The sequence below is a fragment of the Accumulibacter sp. genome (genome assembly GCF_036625275.1).
Taxonomy (GTDB): Bacteria; Pseudomonadota; Gammaproteobacteria; order Burkholderiales; family Rhodocyclaceae; genus Accumulibacter.
Genome location: NZ_JAZKUD010000024.1, coordinates 30,251 through 49,367, shown reverse-complemented (window position 1 = coordinate 49,367; position 19,117 = coordinate 30,251). Strand labels below are relative to the sequence as shown.

At 64.9% G+C, this 19,117-nt stretch carries 11 protein-coding genes and 1 tRNA gene; 5 read left to right on the top strand and 7 right to left on the bottom strand.

The features are described 5' to 3' along the window. Positions 1–65 precede the first annotated feature (65 nt). Genes V5B39_RS10285 through V5B39_RS10265 form a run of 5 tightly spaced genes read left to right on the top strand, consistent with a single transcriptional unit; the run spans position 66 to position 7,193 of the window. Positions 66–2,948 (top strand): DUF1156 domain-containing protein, encoded by a 2,883-nt coding sequence (locus V5B39_RS10285; protein WP_332342798.1) that lies wholly within the window; start codon positions 66–68, stop codon positions 2,946–2,948. 18 nt (positions 2,949–2,966) lie between these two features. After that, positions 2,967–3,272, top strand: coding sequence for a nucleotidyltransferase family protein (locus V5B39_RS10280; RefSeq protein ID WP_332342797.1), 306 nt, complete (start codon positions 2,967–2,969; stop codon positions 3,270–3,272). Next, positions 3,259–3,597 carry a HepT-like ribonuclease domain-containing protein gene (locus V5B39_RS10275; RefSeq protein ID WP_332342796.1) on the top strand — a complete coding sequence of 113 codons (339 nt, stop codon included), beginning with the start codon at positions 3,259–3,261 and terminating at the stop codon, positions 3,595–3,597. Before V5B39_RS10280 ends, V5B39_RS10275 begins: the two co-directional genes overlap by 14 nt. A 7-nt stretch (positions 3,598–3,604) precedes the next feature. Further along, positions 3,605–6,979 carry a Swt1 family HEPN domain-containing protein gene (locus V5B39_RS10270; protein WP_332342795.1) on the top strand — a complete coding sequence of 1,125 codons (3,375 nt, stop codon included), beginning with the start codon at positions 3,605–3,607 and terminating at the stop codon, positions 6,977–6,979. Positions 6,980–6,983: 4 nt separating this feature from the next. After that, on the top strand, positions 6,984–7,193 hold the full coding sequence (locus V5B39_RS10265) for a hypothetical protein (RefSeq protein WP_332342794.1): 210 nt from the start codon (positions 6,984–6,986) through the stop codon (positions 7,191–7,193). Between the two features lie 56 nt (positions 7,194–7,249). On the opposite strand, the gene ychF is transcribed toward V5B39_RS10265, so the two are convergent. From ychF to V5B39_RS10230, 7 genes are all read right to left on the bottom strand, one after another. Continuing rightward, entirely contained in the window at positions 7,250–8,341 is a 1,092-nt protein-coding gene (gene ychF, locus V5B39_RS10260; protein WP_332342793.1) for a redox-regulated ATPase YchF, read from the bottom strand. 14 nt (positions 8,342–8,355) lie between these two features. Continuing rightward, a complete protein-coding gene (pth, locus tag V5B39_RS10255) occupies positions 8,356–8,925 on the bottom strand; it encodes an aminoacyl-tRNA hydrolase (RefSeq protein ID WP_332342792.1) in 570 nt (189 codons plus the stop codon). Between the two features lie 44 nt (positions 8,926–8,969). Beyond that, the gene (locus V5B39_RS10250; protein ID WP_332342791.1) at positions 8,970–9,578 is read right to left on the bottom strand and encodes a 50S ribosomal protein L25/general stress protein Ctc; all 609 of its coding nucleotides are present in this window, start codon (positions 9,576–9,578) and stop codon (positions 8,970–8,972) included. Positions 9,579–9,663: 85 nt separating this feature from the next. Continuing rightward, a complete protein-coding gene (locus V5B39_RS10245) occupies positions 9,664–10,614 on the bottom strand; it encodes a ribose-phosphate pyrophosphokinase (RefSeq protein ID WP_332342790.1) in 951 nt (316 codons plus the stop codon). Between the two features lie 93 nt (positions 10,615–10,707). Continuing rightward, positions 10,708–10,784, bottom strand: a tRNA-Gln gene (locus V5B39_RS10240). A 113-nt stretch (positions 10,785–10,897) separates the two neighbouring features. After that, entirely contained in the window at positions 10,898–15,532 is a 4,635-nt protein-coding gene (locus tag V5B39_RS10235; RefSeq protein ID WP_332342789.1) for a type I polyketide synthase, read from the bottom strand. A gap of 87 nt (positions 15,533–15,619) precedes the next feature. Continuing rightward, positions 15,620–18,928: a non-ribosomal peptide synthetase gene (locus V5B39_RS10230; protein ID WP_332342788.1), complete on the bottom strand. Its 3,309-nt coding sequence runs from the start codon at positions 18,926–18,928 to the stop codon at positions 15,620–15,622. Between the last annotated feature and the right edge of the window lie 189 nt (positions 18,929–19,117).

The following is a 19,117-nucleotide window of genomic DNA, read 5'->3' as shown; positions in this document are numbered from 1 at the left end:
CCGTACACCTCGGTTCACCACGTGCTCCGGCATTTCGCGCAAGTGGCCGATCAGAAAGACATCACGTGATCCAGAAGAAAAAACTCATCGAAGTCGCGCTGCCGCTGGAGGCGATCAACATCGCCAGCGCGCGCGAGAAGTCCATCCGGCACGGCCACCCGAGCACGCTGCACCTGTGGTGGGCGCGGCGGCCGCTGGCGGCGGCGCGGGCGGTGATCTTCGCGCAGATGGTCGATGACCCGTCGGCGCATCCGGACCTCTTCCCGACGGAGAAGAAGCAGGAGAAGGAGCGGCAGCGGCTGTTCCGCATCATCGAGGAGCTGGTCAAGTGGGAGAACACGACCAACGAGACCTTGCTGCAGCAGGCGCGCGACGAAATCTGGCAGAGCTGGCGCTACACGTGCGCCGAGCATGCCGACCATCCGCGGGCGAAGGAACTGTTCGACCGCTACAGGCTGCCGGCTTTTCATGACCCGTTCGCCGGCGGTGGTGCGCTGCCTCTCGAGGCGCAGCGGCTGGGGCTGGAAAGCTACGCCAGCGATCTGAACCCGGTGGCGGTACTGATCAACAAGGCGATGATCGAGATACCGCCGAAGTTCGCCGGCAAGCCGCCGGTCAATCCGGAATCGCGCCGGAAGCTGGACGCATCGGGATCATGGCGGGGAGTGACCGGCTTGGCCGAGGACGTGCGCTACTACGGCCAGTGGATGCGCGACGAGGCCGAGAAGCGCATCGGCCACCTCTACCCGAAGATCGAGGTCACCGCCGATATGGCGAAGTATCGGCCCGACCTGAAGCCCTATGTCGGCAGGAAACTCACGGTCATTGCCTGGCTGTGGGCGCGCACGGTCAAGAGCCCCAACCCGGCCTTCGCGCATGTCGATGTACCGCTTGCATCGACCTTCATGCTCTCGACCAAGGCGGGCAAGGAAGCCTATGTCGAGCCAGTGATCGAAGGCGGCGGCTATCGCTTCACGGTGAAGGTCGGCAAGCCGAAGGATGTGGAAGGGGCGAAGGGTGGCACTAAGCTGGCGCGCGCAAACTTTGGGTGCCTGATGTCGGGGGCACCGATCTCCGGTGAGTACATCAAAGCCGAAGGCATGGCCGGACGTATGGGTGCTCGGCTGATGGCGATTGTGGCCGAAGGCGATCGCCAGCGTATCTATCTCGCGCCTACACCAGAGCATGAAGAGGCGGCGCACATGGTGATGCCTGAATGGAAACCGGAGGTCGAGTTCTTCCCGCAGGCGCTAGGCTTCCGCGTCGGCAACTATGGAATGACGAAATGGAGCGACCTGTTTACCGACCGCCAGATCGTCGCGCTGACCACCTTCTGCGACTTGGTCGGGCAGGCACGCGAGCGGGTGAAGCGTGACGCCGTCGTCGCAGGAGTACTGGACGACCAAAGCCTCGAAAGGGGCGGTTCTGGAGCAACGGCGTATGCGGATGCGGTGGCGGTGTACTTGGGGTTCTCGGTAAGCAAGACAAGCAACCGCGCAAGCACACTGTGCACGTTCAAGATCACTGTTGAATGTCCCGGCGACACGTTCGGGCGCCAGGCTCTCCCGATGTCCTGGGACTACGCAGAAGCAAATACCGTTGGAGGTCCGAGCGGCTCATTCGAAAGTATGCTGAGAAATACAGTTGCGGGGCTACTGTCCAACAACGCGCGCAGTGGTTCAGTGGGGTATGCAAGCCAGAGCGACGCTTCTTCGCAACTGGTCAGCATTGGCAAGGTTGTCTCCACGGACCCGCCCTACTACGACAATATCGGCTACGCCGATCTGTCGGATTTCTTTTACGTTTGGCTACGCCGTTCGCTTCGCCCACTTTTTTCTGGTCTTTTCGCCACGATGGCGGTTCCCAAGGCAGATGAACTGGTAGCGACCCCCGACAGGCACGGTGGTAGGGGACGTGCCGAGCATTTCTTTCTGAACGGCATGACGCAGGCCATGCACCGGCTCGCCGAGCAGGCGCATCCGGCTTATCCGGTCACGATCTACTATGCCTTTAAGCAGTCGGAAAGCGACACGGAAGCTGGCACAGCTAGCACTGGATGGGAAACCTTCATCGCTGCTGTTATCGAAGCTGGCTTCGCCATCAGCGGCACCTGGCCAATTCGCACCGAACGGGAGAACAGGAAGCGTAACCAAGGCGCTAACGCGCTCGCGTCCAGCATCGTCCTCGTCTGTCGCCAACGTCCAGCCACCGCACCGACCGCCACCCGCCGCGATTTCGTCACCGCCCTCAAGGCTGAACTTCCGAAAGCACTGACGCACCTGCAAGCCGGCAACATCGCCCCGGTGGACCTCGCGCAAGCCGCGATTGGCCCCGGCATGGCCGTCTATACGCGCTACGCGAAGGTACTCGATGCCGAAGGCAAGCCGCTGCCGGTCCGCGCCGCCCTGGCTCTGATCAACCAGACTCTCGACGAAGCGCTGGCCGAGCAGGAAGGCGACTTCGACGCCGACAGCCGCTGGGCGCTCACCTGGTTCGACCAGACCGGCTTTGCCGAAGGCGATTACGGAGTGGCGGAGCAGCTTTCCAAGTCCAAGAACACCAGCGTCGGCGGCCTCGACGAAGCCGGCATTCTGGTATCCCGAGCCGGCAAGGTGCGCCTCCTCAAACCGGACGAGCTGCCGGCCGACTGGGACCCGCTGACCGACAAGCGGCTCACGCACTGGGAGATCGTGCACCACCTCATTCGCGCGCTCGAATCCGGCGGTGAGAGCGCCGCCGCCGGACTGGTCGCCAAGCTCGGCAGCAAGGCCGAAACCGCCCGCGAACTCTGTTACCGCCTCTACACCCTGTGCGAGCGCAGGAAGCGCGCGGTCGAGGCGATGGCGTATAACGGTCTTGTGCAGAGCTGGCCGGAGATCACCCGCCTGGCCGCCGAAAAGCCCCGAGCGCTGACGCCTGCCACGCCTGATCTTTTTGGGCAAGAATGAGGCCGCGAAGGAGGATTCATGAAACGACTGTTGAACCTCGACCAAGAGACCCTGGCGCGCTTCTGCGAAGCCCATCACATTCGTCGCCTGTCGCTGTTCGGCTCGCAACTGAAGGGAACGGCTCGGCCGGACAGCGACGTCGATCTGCTGGTCGAGTTTCTGCCCGACGCGCGACCGACGTTGCTCGACATGGCGCAGATGGAAATCGAGTTGTCGCAAGCCCTCGGGGGGCGGAAAGTCGATCTGCGTACCGCGCAGGACTTGAGTCGCTACTTCCGCGACGAGGTGGTTCGCATGGCAGAGGTGCAGTATGTCGCCGGATGATCGCTGGCGGGTCGGGCACATGATCGACGCGGCCAGCCAGGCGCTGACTTTCGTCGAGGGGCGCAAACGCGAGGACCTGGAGAGCGACCCGATGTTACGCCTGGCGTTGACTCGCGCAGTGGAGATTGTCGGCGAGGCCGCAACTCAGGTGAGCGAAGCCGGGCGCTGCGAATTTCCCGGCGTACCCTGGCCGCAGATCGTCGGCATGCGCAATCGCCTGGTGCACGCTTATTTCGACATCAACCAGAACATCCTGTGGGACACCGTGCAGCTCGCGCTGCCGGGGCTGCTGGAACAACTGAAAACCGTGCTCGAATCGGAGTAACACCACCATGGCCATTACCAACCACGAGCGCGTCGGCAAAGCGCTGGAGCTTCTGAAAACCGGCCTGCTGCCGTTCATCGAGCGGGAACTGAAAGCGAAGTATGGCAACGGCTGGGCTTTCGAAGTGAAGGATATCCTTTCCGACACTCGCTTTAGTGCCGGCAAGAGCGAATCCCTCCAGGACGTCGCGGCGTCGCTGGTCGTCATGGATCGCAAATGGACCGAGGTATTTCGCCAGATCCTCGGCAAGAGCGAGCGCAGTCTGGTCAATGAGCTGGTGACCGTGCGCAATGCCTGGGCGCACCAGGAACCCTTCTCCAGCGACGACGCCTACCGTGCCCTCGATTCGGCCGGGCGGCTGCTCTCGGCCGTTTCGGCCGCGCAGGCGGACGACGTCGAAAAGATGAAGATGGAACTGCTGCGCGTTCGCTTCGACGAGCAGGCGCGCAGCGAAAAGCGGAAATCGGCCAGCACGGCCGTTGAAAGCGGCGTCACCGGCAACCTCAGGCCCTGGCGCGAAGTGGTGATGCCGCATGCCGACGTGGCCAGCGGTCGCTACCAGCAGGCCGAGTTCGCCGCCGATCTGTGGCAGGTGCATCTGGGCGAGGGGAGCGACGAATACCGGGACCCGGTGGAGTTCTTCCGCCGCACCTACCTGACCGAAAGCCTGAAAGGGATGCTGATCGGCGCAGTGCAGCGCCTGACCACCGGCGGCGGCGACCCGGTAGTGCAGTTGCAGACCAACTTCGGCGGCGGCAAGACGCACTCGATGCTGGCGCTCTACCACCTGTTCTCGGGCATCGCGCCGACCGAGCTGGCCGGCATCGACGAAGTCATGTCGACCGCCGGGGCGAGCAGGGTTCCGACGGCCCGGCGCGTGGTGCTGGTGGGTAACAAGATTTCTCCGGGGAACCCGTCGACCAAGCCCGACGGTACGGTCGTGCGCACGCTGTGGGGTGAGCTGGCCTGGCAGCTTGGCGGCAAACCAGCATTCGTGCGGCTGGCGGCTGACGACGAGAAGGCGACCAGCCCCGGCGACGTCCTGCGCGAGCTGTTCAACGACTACGGCCCGTGCGTGATCCTGGTCGACGAGTGGGTCGCCTACGCGCGCCAGCTTCACGACCAGAGCGACCTGCCGGCCGGCGGCTTCGAGACGCAATTCAGCTTTGCGCAGGTGCTGACCGAATCGGCCAAGCTGGCGAAGAACTGTCTGCTGGTGATCAGCCTGCCGGCGTCGGATACCTCGGGTTCGCCACAGAATCTGCCACACTCGCAGGCGAACGACGTGGAAGTCGGTGGCACGCGTGGCCGCGAGGCGCTCGAGCGGTTGCGCAATGTCGTCGGGCGTGTCGAATCGTCGTGGCGGCCGGCCAGTGCCGAAGAAGGCTTCGAGATCGTTCGCCGGCGCCTGTTCCAGCCGCTTGCCGATCCGGCGCAGTTCAAGGACCGGGACGTGGTAGCGCGCGCCTTCGCCGAGTTCTACCGCACGCAGCAGGCGGAGTTTCCGCCCGAGTGCCGCGAATCCGAGTACGAGAAGCGCATCCGCGCGGCTTATCCGATCCACCCGGAAATCTTCGACCGGCTGTATACCGATTGGTCGACGCTGGTCAAATTCCAGCGCACGCGCGGCGTGCTGCGGCTGATGGCGGCGGTGATCCACAGCCTGTGGGAGAAGGGCGACCGCAATCCGCTGATCCTGCCCGGCAACGTGGCGATCGACGACGCGCGCGTGCAGTCCGAACTGACGCGCTACCTCTCCGACAACTGGGTGCCGGTGATCGAGAAGGATGTCGATGGGCCGAACTCGCTGCCGCTGAAGCTCGACCGGGACTTGCCCAATCTGGGCCGGGTCTCGGCGTGCCGGCGGGTGGCGCGCGCGATCTACATGGGCTCGGCGCCGACCACCGCCGCCGCGCACAAGGGGATCGAGGATCGACGCGTGAAACTCGGCTGCGCGATGCCGGGCGAATCCCCTGCGGTGTTCGGTGACGCGCTGCGCCGGATGGCCGGGGCGGCGACCTACCTCTACCAGGACGGGCCGCACTACTGGTATTCGACACAGCCGACGGTGACCAAACTGGCCGAAGACCGCGCCGAACAGTTCAGGCGCAATCCGGACAAGGTGGCGCAAGAGATCGAACAACGCCTGCGCAAGGATCTGGAGCGCAAGGGCGACTTCGCGCGCATTCATCCGATGCCGGCGACCGGGGCGGACATTCCCGACGACCTGGATGCACGGCTGGTCGTGCTGGGCGTCAATCATCCGTACAGCAAGGAAGGGAACAGCTCTGGCGAGCTTGCTGCCAAGGCAATTCTGGAATCGCGTGGCAATACGCCCCGTCTGTATCGGAATACCCTTGTCTTCCTGGCGGCGGACAAGACCCGCCTGCAGGACCTCGACGAAGCGGCGCGCAAATACCTGGCGTGGGAGTCGATCCTGAACGAGAAGGTGCAGCTCAACCTGTCGCCCTATCAGGTCACCCAGGCCGAGACCCAGAAGACCGCCGCCGACGGCACGGTCACCGCCAGGCTGCCGGAGACGTACCAATGGTTGCTGGTGCCGGTGCAGGGGACGCCGCAAGCCCAGATCACCTGGGAGGCACTGCGGCTGTCCGGGGCAGATGCTCTGGCCGTGCGCGTCAGCAGGAAACTGCGGAGCGACGAGCTGTATCTGACCACCTTTGCATCAACACGCCTGCGCATGGAGCTGGACAAGGTGCCGCTGTGGCGCGGTGATGCGAAAAGCCATGTCTCGGTGAAGCAACTGGTGGAGGACTTTGCGCGCTACCTGTATCTGCCGCGCCTCAAGGATTCGACGGTGCTGCTGCGCGCCATAAGCGATGGCGTGAATCTGATGATCTGGCAGGACGCCTTCGGATTTGCCGATAGCTACGACGAAACGACTGGCCGGTATCTGGGTTTGCGCGGTGGTACGCTGATCAATCTGGCCGATGCCCACTCGCCGGCGCTGGTGGTGAAGCCGGATGTGGCGTTCAACCAGATTGAGGCCGAGCGCAAAGTGCCGGAATCCAACGGAACCGGCGCGACGCCTGGCGGCAATGCCGGCGATGGTGCCGGAGCAGGCAACAGTACGGGCGAGGGCTCTGGCACGGGTAAAACGCCGGGAACCGCAGCAGGGACAGCGAAGCCCAAACGCTTTCACGGCACGGCAACACTCGACGCCACCCGCGTCGGTCGCGATGCCAGCAGGATTGCCGAAGAGGTGATCTCACACCTGGCCGGCCTGATGGGTGCCACGGTGACGGTGACCATCGAAATCGAAGTGCAGATACCCCAAGGCGCGCCGGACAACGTGGTGCGCACGGTGACAGAGAACAGCCGGACGTTGAGGTTTACAAGTCAGGGATTTGAGAGGGAGTAGCAAGATGGCCGCCAAGACGCAGATGGTGCACGAAGGCAAGCTCTATTATTCGATGCCTGCAGCGGCGAGGCTGCTTGGCACAACGACAACAAAATTGAAACAGATTATCGGTCCCGAGGCGATTGAGTATCGCAACTTCCGCGTGAATGGTGCCCTTTGGGTGAACGCCCAAGACCTCGCCAATTACTTGCGTCGACGCGATCAGAAGACATAAATTGCCTACTTGTCGATTTTGCGAAACAGATTCAGCGGCCCGGGTCATCAAGTGGTTCAGACGTTGAACAGAAAATTCAAGACATCGCCGTCCTTGACGACGTACTCTTTGCCTTCGGCGCGCATCTTGCCGGCCTCCTTGGCTCCCTGCTCGCCCTTGCAGGCGAGAAAGTCAGACAGCGCAATGGTTTGCGCGCGAATGAAGCCTCTTTCGAAGTCGGTATGAATGACCCCGGCGGCCTGCGGGGCGGTATCGCCGACGTGGATGGTCCAGGCCCGCACTTCCTTGACGCCGGCCGTGAAGTAGGTCTGCAAACCGAGCAACTGGTAGGCTGCACGGATCAGGCGATTCAGCCCCGGTTCTTCGAGCCCGAGGTCGGCCAGAAAAATCGCCTTGTCTTCGTCATCAAGGTCGGCGAGTTCGGCTTCGATCTTGGCGCACAGGGCAATCACCGGCGCACCTTCGATGGCTGCATGCGCGCACAGGCGGTCGAGGTGCGGGTTGTTCAGGAAACCATCTTCGAGAACGTTGCCGACGTACATCGTCGGCTTGATGGTCAGCAGGCACAGCGGTTTGAGCAGGGACTTTTCGTCAGCGGCAAGGGTCAGCGTGCGCGCTGGTTTGCCGTCGTTGAGATGGGGCAGCAGGCGTTCGAGAACACCGACCAGTTTCTGCGCTTCCTTGTCGCCGGCACGTGCCTTCTTGATCTCGCGATTGAGCGTGCGTTCGACGGAGGCGAGGTCGGCCAGTGCCAGTTCGGTCAGGATGGTTTCGATGTCCGACAATGGATCAACGCGCCCCGAGACATGCACGACATTGTCGTCGTCGAAGCAGCGGATGACACTGACGATGGCATCGGTTTCGCGGATATTCGCCAGGAACTGGTTACCCAGGCCTTCACCCCTCGAAGCGCCGGCAACCAGACCGGCAATATCGACAAACTCGACGATCGCCGGCTGAATGCGCTGTGGCCTGACGATTGTCGCGATCTGTTGCAGGCGCGGATCGGGCACTTCGACAATCCCGACATTGGGTTCGATGGTGCAGAAGGGATAGTTCTCGGCGGCGATGCCGGCTTTGGTCAGGGCATTGAAAAGGGTGGATTTGCCGACATTCGGCAGACCGACGATACCGCACTGGAGGCTCATTGGGATTCCAATTATTAAATGGTCTTGAGATGCAGTTGCCGTTGCGCAGCCGCATAGTCGCCGGTGGCGAGCAGGGACCAGGCGGCCAGGCAGCGATCGATGGCCGGGTCGATCAGGGCCTGTTCTTCACGTCGGGGTGCCTTGAGGACATAGTTGACGACTTCGGCGCGCTCGCCGGGATGCCCGATTCCCAGTCGCAGTCGCCAGAAATCCGGGCTCGCAAGGCGGGCCTGGATGTCTTTGAGGCCGTTGTGCCCGCCGTTGCCGCCGCCCTGTTTGAGGCGGATGCTGCCGGGCGGCAGGTCGAGGTCATCATGAACGACCAAGGTCTCGTCGGCGGCGATCTTGTAGAAACGCGCCAACGCGGCGACTGCCTGGCCGGAGAGGTTCATATAGGTCATCGGCTGTAACAGCCACAGCTCGCCGATGCGGGCAACGCGGCCAAGGAACCGGCCCTGTGCAGTCAGCGGCGCCTGCAATTGCCGCGCCAACTGGTCGATGAACCAGAAGCCGACATTGTGCCGGTTATCTTCGTATTCCTTGCCGGGGTTGCCGAGGCCGACGATCAGACGAGGTGGTGGCATGCGGTGGATTGCCAGGCCGCCGTGGGTGCCTGGAAAGTCATGAGTTAGCCGGCAGTCGCTGTGCCTGTGGCTGTCTCGGACTCGTCACCGCCCTTCTTGGCCGGGATCGACACCAGCACATAATCCTCGGCATGCAGGACCGGGGTGACTCCCGCCGGGAGAACCAGTTCGGAAGCATGGATCGAGTGGCCAGCCTGGAGGTTCTGCAGGTCGACTTCAATAAACTCCGGCAGATCCTGTGGCAGGCAGGTTACTTCGATGTCGTTGTGGACGTGCGCGACGTGACCGCCACTGATCTTGACTCCCGGCGCGATGTCGGCGTTGATGAAGTGTAACGGGACACGCTGGTGGATGGCATGGGTCATGTCGACCCGCTGAAAATCCACATGCAGGACCAGTGGCTTCCAGGGGTGCATCTGCGAGTCACGCAGCACGACACTTTCGACGCGGCCATCGATGTTCAGCGTCAGAACGGAAGAATGAAACGCTTCCTTGCGCAGGTTGAGGAGAATTTCGTTGTGATCGATGTCGATCAACTGCGGTTCTGCCGAGCCTCCGTAAACGATCGCCGGCACGCGATTCTGGCGACGCAGGCGGCGGCTCGCTCCGGACCCCTGCAGGGTGCGCTTGTGCGCGTCAAATTCAAACTTCATGGATAGCTCCTGATGTAAGACAAGCCCCGCCCGCGACCAGGCAGGGGGTTGAGAGAAATCGCTACGGCAGGCGCAGAGCGCCTTACTACTCGATGAAGAGCGAGGAAACGGAATCCTCGTTGCTGATCCGGCGAATCGTTTCGGCCATCACCTCGGCTACCGAAAGCTGGCGAATGCGCGGCGAACTGAGCGCGTCCTGGCTCAGCGGAATGGTGTCGGTGACGACCAGTTCGTCGAGATCGGAGTGATTGATCCGATCGACGGCATGGCCCGAAAGTACCGGATGGACGCAGTAGGAAAGGACCTGCCTGGCGCCATGTTGCTTGAGCGCGGTCGCCGCCTTGCACAAGGTGCCGGCGGTGTCGACCAGGTCGTCCATGATCACGCAGGTGCGCCCCTCGACATCGCCGATGATGTTCATGACTTCGGACACATTGGCTTTCGGACGACGCTTGTCGATGATCGCCAGATCGCATTCGAGACGTTTGGCCAGCGCCCGCGCCCGGACGACCCCGCCGACGTCGGGTGAGACGACCATCAGATGATCGAAGTTTTTTTTCCAGACGTCGCCGAGCATGATCGGCAGCGAGTAGATGTTGTCGACAGGGATGTTGAAGAAGCCCTGGATCTGCTCGGTATGCAGGTCCATGGTCAGCACCCGGTGGACTCCCGCAGCCGTCAATAGGTCGGCAACCAGCTTGGCTGCGATCGGAACGCGCGCCGAGCGTACGCGGCGATCCTGGCGGGCGTAGCCAAAATAGGGGATGGCGGCAGTGATCCGGGCGGCCGAAGCACGCTTGAGCGCGTCGGCCATGACCAGCAGCTCCATCAGATTCTCGTTGGTTGGCGCGCAGGTCGATTGCAGGATGAACACGTCCATGCCACGCACATGTTCCTGGATTTCGACGCTGATCTCGCCGTCGGAAAAACGACCGACGTGGGCGCGACCAAGAGAGATGTTGAGACGCTTGACGACGTCGGCAGCGAGTGCCGGGTTCGCGTTGCCGGTAAATACCATCAGGCTGTCGTAGGCCATGCTGCGCTTCCCGTGGCGCGCGAACGAAGTCTCGGCGCCGTATAAAGCAAGACGGGCAGCCCACACCGCCTGCCCGCTTTGACAAAAATGAAATGGCTGGGGAGGAAGGATTCGAACCTTCGAATGCCGGAATCAAAATCCGGTGCCTTAACCAACTTGGCCACTCCCCAGCGACCGCTCGCATCACATGGATCGCGAACGAGGCGGCGATTATACCGGGGATTCTTCAACGAGTACAAGTGTGGATCAAGTGTGGATCAAGGCGCATGCGCTCAGCGCACGTCTATCCGGCACGAATCTTCCTCTTCAAGGCCCCGAACAGGCCCCCCTTACGCTGTGGCTCCGGAGTGCCTGCCGGTATGGCCTCGCCCACGGCAGCCGCGGATACTGCCGGGGCTGCCGCTGCGGCGGGTCGTTGCGCGGCTTGTCGCTCCTCGCATTGGGCGGCGAGCTGAGCGAGGGTCTGGAACATGATTTCGCGTGGATTGAGGACGATTCCGTAGCCGGCCTTGAGGCGGGCGATGACGTCCATCAGGAGCAGCGAGTCGCCGCCCAGGTCGAAGAAGTTGTCCTGTGCGGCAATCTGGCTGATGCCGAGGACGCTTTCCCAGATGCGGGCAATCGCCGTCTGCATGGCAGTGGCGTAGATGACGCTCGGTGTGGCGTCGGCTACCGGGGTGGTGGTGGCACGCGGCTTGCGTTTGACCCATTGCTCGATACGCGTTGAAAGGTCGCTGGTGGATACCAGCACCTGCGCGCCAAGGTCGGCGGCGAGGATGCGGCGGAAGGCGTCCACTCCTTCCGCGGCGGACATTGCCAGGGTATTGACGACTGCACCCATGCCGTGCCTGCCCGAGCTGGCGGCGGAGAGCCAGGCGTCCCAGCCGATGGACAGCCAGGCGGGTCCAGGCTGTCGCGATGCGCGCGCAGCGTAGGCGTCAAGATAGGCATTGGCGGCAGCATAGGCGGCATAACCGAGGCCGCCAAGCACTGCCGAGATCGACGAGAGCAGGATGTAGAAGTCCGGCGGGTCGTTGCGCAGCAGATGGTGCAGCACCAGCAGGCCGTCCACTTTGGGATGGAAATGTTCGGTGCAGTGCTCCGGCCGGGTATCCTGTACGGCCAGGAAGGCCTGCTCGGCGACGATGCCGGCGCCGTGAATGACGCCGTCGATATGTCCGAAACGGCTCCTGGCCTGCGCCAGCGCGCGCGTCATGGCGTCGGCGTCGGCAACGTCGGCGCTGACGACGAGCACTTCGGCACCGAGGTCTTCGAGGGCGCGCACGCGCGCGATGCGCTGGCTGTCCGGGTGCCCGGTTCCGTGCGTGGCGATCCAGGTGTCCCACTCGGTGGACGGTGGCAAGGCACTGCGGCCGGTCAGGATCAGGCGCGCCTGCACGCTGCGTGCGAGTTCCTCGGCGAGCGCGTAGCCGATCGCGCCGAGCCCGCCGCTGACCAGGTAGACGCCCCGTGGGCGCAGGCGAGCCGGCGGGCCGGCGACGGGCTCCAGATGCCGCGGCTGGTAGTGCTGCACCCAGCGCACGCCGTCGCGGTAGGCAACGATGGCATCCGGCGCGTCGCTGCTGATTTCGCACAGGATTTGACGGCCGAGAACCCGCTCGGCGGCGGACCCGGCGGCCGGGGGCTGCAGGTCGTAGCAGCGGCTGTCGACACTGGCGTATTCCTGCGCGATGACGATGCAGGCGGCAAGCACGCCGGCACGTTCGGCGATCGGCTGTTCGCCCGGCGTCAGGGCCTGGATGCCGGTTCCGAGGACGCCGATCCTGAGCGCTTCGGTGTAGTCACGGCCGCCCAGCGCCTGCGCAAGGTAGAGCAGGCTGTTGAAACCGAGGTCCTGGGCGCGGGCGAAGCTCTCCCGGTCGGGGGCGCCGGCAGCCGGGGTCAGGTTCCAGGCATGCAGGACGCTCTTCGGCAGTTGGCCGGCGCTGGCCAGTGCTGCCAGCAGGCTGTCGTAGTCGGCGCGCCGTGCCGGGTCGAGGGTGTAGCGCCGCTCGCCACTCCAGCCGGCTTGGGTGCCGGGGAGAACCCGGATCACCGTCTGTCCGTCCGCTTGCAGTTGCCCGGCGAGATAGTCACCAAAATCCTCGCCGGTAGTGAACACCAGCCACGGCCCCCTGGCCAGCGTGCTGCCGGTGGGGAGGGGACACTGTTTCCAGGCAGGCAGGTAGAACCAGTCGGCAAGAGGGCGCTGGCCTGGCGTGGTCCGTGTTGGCGCGCGCGCGTTCGTCGCCTGCGCCACCATTCGGCCAGGTTCGATCCAGTGGCGCTGACGTTCGAAGGGGTAGCCCGGCAAGGGCACGCGGCGACGCGTTTCATCGGCATGAAAACCGGCCCAATCGACGCTGACGCCGGCCAGCCAGAGCTTGCCGAGGGTGGCGAGCAGCATCGCCTGATCGGGTTCCTGCTGTTGCGGGTGGCGCATCGACCATAGCGCGCCCTCGGCGCCGGAGCTAGCCGCGCATTGCTGGGCGAGCGTGCCGAGGGTGCGACCGGGGCCGACTTCCAGAAACACCGGGTCGCCGTTGCCGGCGGCACAGCCGATGCCATCGGCAAAGCGCACGGTGTGCCGCAGGTGTCTGGCATAATACGCCGGGTCGCAGGCCTGCGCGGCGCTGAGCCAGGTACCGCTGAGGTTGGAGACCACTGGCAGGCGCGGCGCCTGCAGCGGGATCGTTGCGACCACGGCGGTGAAGCGCTCGAGGATCGGCTCCATCATGGCCGAATGGAAGGCGTGCGAGGTATGCAGCAGGCGGCTTTGCTGGCCGCTGGCGTGGAGCTGCTGCTGGCAGGCGGCGATGGCTTCGGTCGATCCGGAAAGCACGCAGCGGTCGGGCGCGTTGACCCCGGCCAGCGCCAGGCCGCGGGCTTCGAGATCGACGAGGGCGCTTTCCGGCAGGTCGACGGCGAGCATGCTGCCGGCCGGCATCTCCTGCATCAGGCGGCCGCGCTCGGCCACCAGCTTGAGGGCGTCGGCGAGGGTCATCACTTCGGCCAGGCAGAGCGCGGCGTACTCGCCGATGCTGTGGCCGATCATCGCTGCCGGGCGGACGCCCCAACTGATCCACAGGCGGGCCAGTGCGTATTCGATGACAAACAGCGCCGGCTGGACGATCCAGGTCTGCTGCAGTGCTGCTGTGCTGGCCTCGGGAGATGGCCAGATCAGGCGGCGCAGATCCTGGCCAAGGTAGGGGATCAGGATTTCGGCGCAGCGGTCGACTTCCGCGCGGAACAGCGGCTCGGCGTCGTACAACTCGCGCCCCATTCCCAGATACTGGGCGCCCTGACCGGGAAACATGAAAACCACGGGCCGATCGTGCCGTTCGCAGACCGCCTCGGCAGCGCGCTGGCGGTCGCCCGCGAGCAGCGCCTGTACGAGCCCGTTGTGGTCGTGGCAGACCAGCATGCGCCGGTGCGCGAAGCGTTCGCGGCCGGTCTGCAGGGTGAAAGCGATGTCGGCGAGGGGCTGTGCCGGATCGGTACGCAAATGATCGGCAAGACGTTCGGTCATGCGGTCGAGGGCACCGGGCGTGCGTGCCGACAGGAGGATCAACTGCCAGGGGCGCGACGCGCTGGCGGCGGCACGCGTGGGAGCCTCCTCGAGTACCACGTGCGCATTGGTTCCGCCGAGACCGAAGGAGCTGACACCCGCGCGGCAGACCGGCTGCGTCCACTCGGCAAGCGTGCTGTTCACGTAGAACGGGCTGTTGGCAAAGTCGATTTCCGGGTTCGGCCGGTGGTAGTGCAGCGACGCGGGAATGCGCCGGTGCTCGAGCATCAGCGCGGTCTTGATCAGCCCGGCGACGCCCGAGGCGACGTCCATGTGGCCGATGTTGGTCTTCACCGAGCCGATCGCGCAATCACCCTGGCGCGCGCTGCTTTCGCGAAAGGCCTGGGTGAGCGCCTGGATCTCGATCGGGTCGCCCATGGGCGTGCCGGTGCCGTGCGTTTCGATGTAGCCGATGGCGTCGGCCGTCAGTCCGGCCATGGCCAGCGCCTCGGCGACCACGGCCGCCTGGCCGCTGACGCTGGGGGCGGTGTAGCCGACCTTGGCGTTGCCGTCGTTGTTCACTGCCGAACCCTTGATCACGGCGTGGATGTGGTCGCCGTCGGCGAGGGCGTCGGCGAGTCGCTTGAGCACGACGACGCCGGCCCCGCTGCCGAGCACCGTGCCACGGGCAGCAGCGTCGAAAGCCCGGCAGTGTCCGTCGGCGGAATTGACGCCGCCTTCCTGGTAGAGGTAACCGATCCGGTGTGGAACGGCAATCGAGATACCGCCGGCCAGCGCCAGATTGCACTCGCCGTTGAGCAGGCTCTGGCAGGCGACATGCACCGCCACCAGCGAGGTCGAGCAAGCGGACTGGACATTGATGCTCGGGCCGGTCAGGTTGAGCTTGTAGGAGACGCGGGTGGTCAGGTAATCCTTGTCGTTGCCGAGCTGAATCTGGAAGTCGAACAGCGACGGCGCCACGTCCGGGCGGGTGGCGAGGTGGTAGATCAGATAGCCGTTCATCGCCGAGCCGGCGAAAACGCCAATGGCACGACCATGCGAGGCGGGGGTGTAGCCGGCGCGTTCGAGGGCCTCCCAGGCGCATTCGAGGAAGACCCGCTGCTGCGGCTCGATCAGGCTGGCCTCGCGCGGGCTGTAGCCGAAGAAGGCGGCGTCAAAGCAGTCGATGTCGTCGATGACCGCGCCGGCGCGAACGTAGGCCGGGTCGGCGAGGAGGACGGGGTCGACGCCCGCGGCGAGCAGTTCGGCTTCGGAGAAGAAGCTGATCGATTCGACGCCCCGTTCCAGGTTGCGCCAGAAGACGGAAGCATCATTGGCGTCGGGGAAGCGGCAACTGATGCCGACGATCGCGATGTCGTTGGAGTGGGATATCGAAGCGGGCTGGTTCATGGTCGTCACTCGGTTCTGACTGGCATTGCGGGGATGCGGTGGTCCGGTTGGCGTGACTGCTCAAGAGAACGGCGCGACTGCCGGGGCTCAGGAGGGCGATCGCCGACCGGCGGGCTGGCGGCGGTTCTGCAGCTCCCGGCGCTGCCCGGCACGTTCCCGACCGGCCTGGATGGCCGGCGGGCTGGCTGACGACAGGCCGCTGGCCGCGTTGAGGGAGCGCGCCAGGCTCTGCACGGTCGGGTACTGGTACATCTGCAGCACCGGGATGGAGCGATGCAGGCGCTCGCACAGGCGGCGATTGACCTCGACCATGCGCAGCGAGGTGCCGCCCAGTTCGAAGAAATTGTCGGTGCTGCCGATTCGATCGACCAGCAGCACCGCCTGCCAGATGGCCGCGATCGCTTGCTCGGTGGCGTCATCCGGGGACAGATAAGGCGCGGCCGACACTTGCTGACGGTCGTCGGGGGCGGGCAGCGACAGGCGGTCGACTTTACCGCTGGGTGTCAGCGGTAGGGTGGCCAGCGCCGTGTAGCTGCTGGGCACCATGTAGTCGGGCAGGCGTTCGCGCAGCCAGGGCTGCAGCGCACCGGCTGCCAGGGCGCTGGCTGGGCGGGCGACATAGTAGGCAGCGAGGGCGAGTTCGCCGCTGGCGTCGGGACGGGCGACGATCACCGCTTCCAGGATGTCCGGGTGACTGCAAAGGACGCTGCCGACGTCGTCGGGTTCGATACGGAAGCCGCGGATCTTGACCTGATGGTCGCTGCGGCCCAGGTAATCGATGAGCCCATTGGCGCGGTAGCGGGCGAGATCGCCGGTGCGGTAGATGCGGGCGCCGGCTTCCTGGCGGAATGGGTTGGGAATGAATTTCTCGGTGCTCAATTCGGGGCTGCCGAGGTAGCCGCGGGCGAGTCCGGCGCCGCCCACGTAGAGTTCGCCGATGACGCCGACCGGCACCGGTTGGCGGTGGGCGTCGAGGATATAGGCCTGAACGTTGGCCAGCGGGCGGCCGATCGGTACCAGGGTATCGCTGTCGGCAAGCTGGCCGGTGTCGAAGAAGCAGGCATCGAAGGCTTCCGAGAGGCCGTAGAGGTTGAGCAGCAGGCGTCCCGGCAGTGCCCGTGCGAAGCGCCGGGCCAGTTCGGTGCTGAGAGGTTCACCGCCGATGCACCATTCGCGCAACAACGGCAGGCGGGCGGCGAGCTGGTTGGGGGCATGGCTCACTTCGTGTGCGTCGAGCAGCATGCGCAGCAGCGACGGGACCAGCATCATCCGGGTGACACGGTATTCGGCGAGCAGGGCGACCAGGTTCTGCGGGTCAAGGAGCGCCGGTTGCGGAATGAGCACGCTCGGCACGCCGTGCAGCAGGGGGCCGAGCAATTCCCACAGCGAATCGACGAAGTTGAGGGCAGTCTTGCAGGCGGAAACATCGCCGGCAACGAAGGGATATTCCCGCCACATCCAGGCCAGGCGGTTGAGGAGTTGGCGCTGCTCGACCAGGACGCCCTTGGGTCGCCCGGTCGAACCCGAGGTGAACACCACGTAGCACAGGCTGGCGGCGCCGGCCGGGCTGGTCGGGCGAGTCGATGGCTGGCGGGCGATCACCGGCCAGTCGCGGTCGAGACACAGCACTTCGGCGTGGTGGGGGGGCAGTACCGCCAGCCAGCGCGTCTTGGTCAGCAGCAATGCGATGGCGCTGTCTTCGAGCATCGCCGAGACGCGCTGACGAGGGTAGCCGGGGTCGATCGGCACGTAGCAGCCACCAGCCTTGAGAATCGCCAGGACGGCGACGAACAACTCGGGGGAACGTTCCATCGAGACGCCGACCAGGGTTTCATGTCCGACGCCGATCTGGCGCAGGTAGTGCGCGAGCTGGCTGGAACGCTGGTCGAGTTCTCGGTAACTTAGGCCCGCACCGACGCCGAGAATGGCCGGCGCGTCCGGACTGCGATCCGACTGGGCCTCGAAAAGGCGCGACAGCGACGAATCGGCCGGGTAGTCGCCGTCGGTGGCGTTCCACTCGTCGACCAGCTGCCGCCGTTCGCTGTCGCCAAGCAGGCGCAGCGTGGCCGCCGGTTTGCAGGTGTCGGCGGCAAGATCGTCGAGCAGGTTCAGATAGTGGCCGGCCAGTCGTTGCAGGGTGGTTTCGTCGAACAGCGCCGGATCGTAGATCAGGCGGCCGACGAGGTGGCCGTCGTGATCGTCGATACGCAGGCTCAGGTCATGGCCAGTGCTGCCGGGATCGACGGCGAAGGGGTGCAGCGTGACGGCACCGGCTGGCAGCGTCGCGGCGAGCGCCGTGTGGTAGTCGAAAAGCACCTGGCAGATCGGCGCGCAGCCGAGGTGGCGGCTGGGCTGCCGGGCTTCAATGAGGCGCTCGAAGGGCAGTCCGGCGTGTGCGCGGGCATCGGCGAGGGCTTCGCCGCAGCGCTGCAGCAGAGTGTCGGTGTCGGCGTCGACCGGGATCGACAGGCGTAGCGCGAGGAGGTTGTCGAGCGGGCCGATCAGCCGGGAAAAGGGCGCTTGCGCCCGATAGCTGCTGCGCAGGCCGATCACCAGGTCGTGCTGGCCACTGTAGCGCTGCAGCAGGGCAGCAAAAGCCGCCAGGAAGACTCCTGGCAGGTCCAGCGCGTGCCTTGCCGCGAGCGCGTACAAACGGTCTACGAGCGGTGCTGGCAGCGGCAGCGGCAGGCTGGCGCCCTGGTAGCCCTGGATCGCTGGACGGGCATGGTCGGTCGGCAGCTCAAGCACTTCTGCCGCGCCCGCAAGGCGTTCTCTCCAGTGGGTGAGGAGGGGGGTCTGCTGCGCCTCCTGCCAGGCGACGAAATCGGCGAAGGGCGGTGCCGCCGGGCGATCTGGCAGGCGGCCGTCGAGGCTGTTCGCGATCTCTTCGAGCAACAGGTCGAGGGCTTCCTCGTCACAGATGTAGCGGTGGGCGCAGAGCAGCAGCAGGTGCTCGGTCTCGGCAAGGCGCAGCAGGTGTGCCCGAAGCAGCGGCGGCTGGCCGAGATCCTGCGGGGAGCTGGCGTTGACGGCAATCCAGCGCTGGCGCGCGCGTGCCTGGGCAGCGCTGCCGGGCGCTTCCGGGAGGCTGTCGACGGTCAGCACAGGGCTGCTGGTGGAGAGCGTTTGCGGTGCTGCTCCGAGGCTGCTTCGGAGCACGTCGTGACGGGCGCAGACCCGGTCAATGGCGTTCTGCAGGGCGTTTGTGCAGAGAGGCCCGACGATGTGTGCGCCGCTGGCGACGCGGAGGTGGGCGTGGCCAGGATAGGCTTGTTCCAGGAACCAGATTCGTTCCTGCGCCGGCGTCCGGCGAGGATTCGGGCAGATTTGATGACATAGGGGTAGGGATCGTGCGGCCTGTTCCGAATACGCGGCATCGTTGACCTGGCAAGACATGATCACTCCCTGATCCTGTGGATTGCTTTGTTCTCATGGGCTTGCCGCCCGCTGCTGCCGTTCCGGCTGCCCCTGCGCTCGACCTTTTGCGGGCATCTCACCCGCTCCCAGAGGGGTCGAATCCCATATCCCGGTGCATACAGATTAGTACACGGCAGGGGGGACTTCAAATAAATTCCTGCCCACACT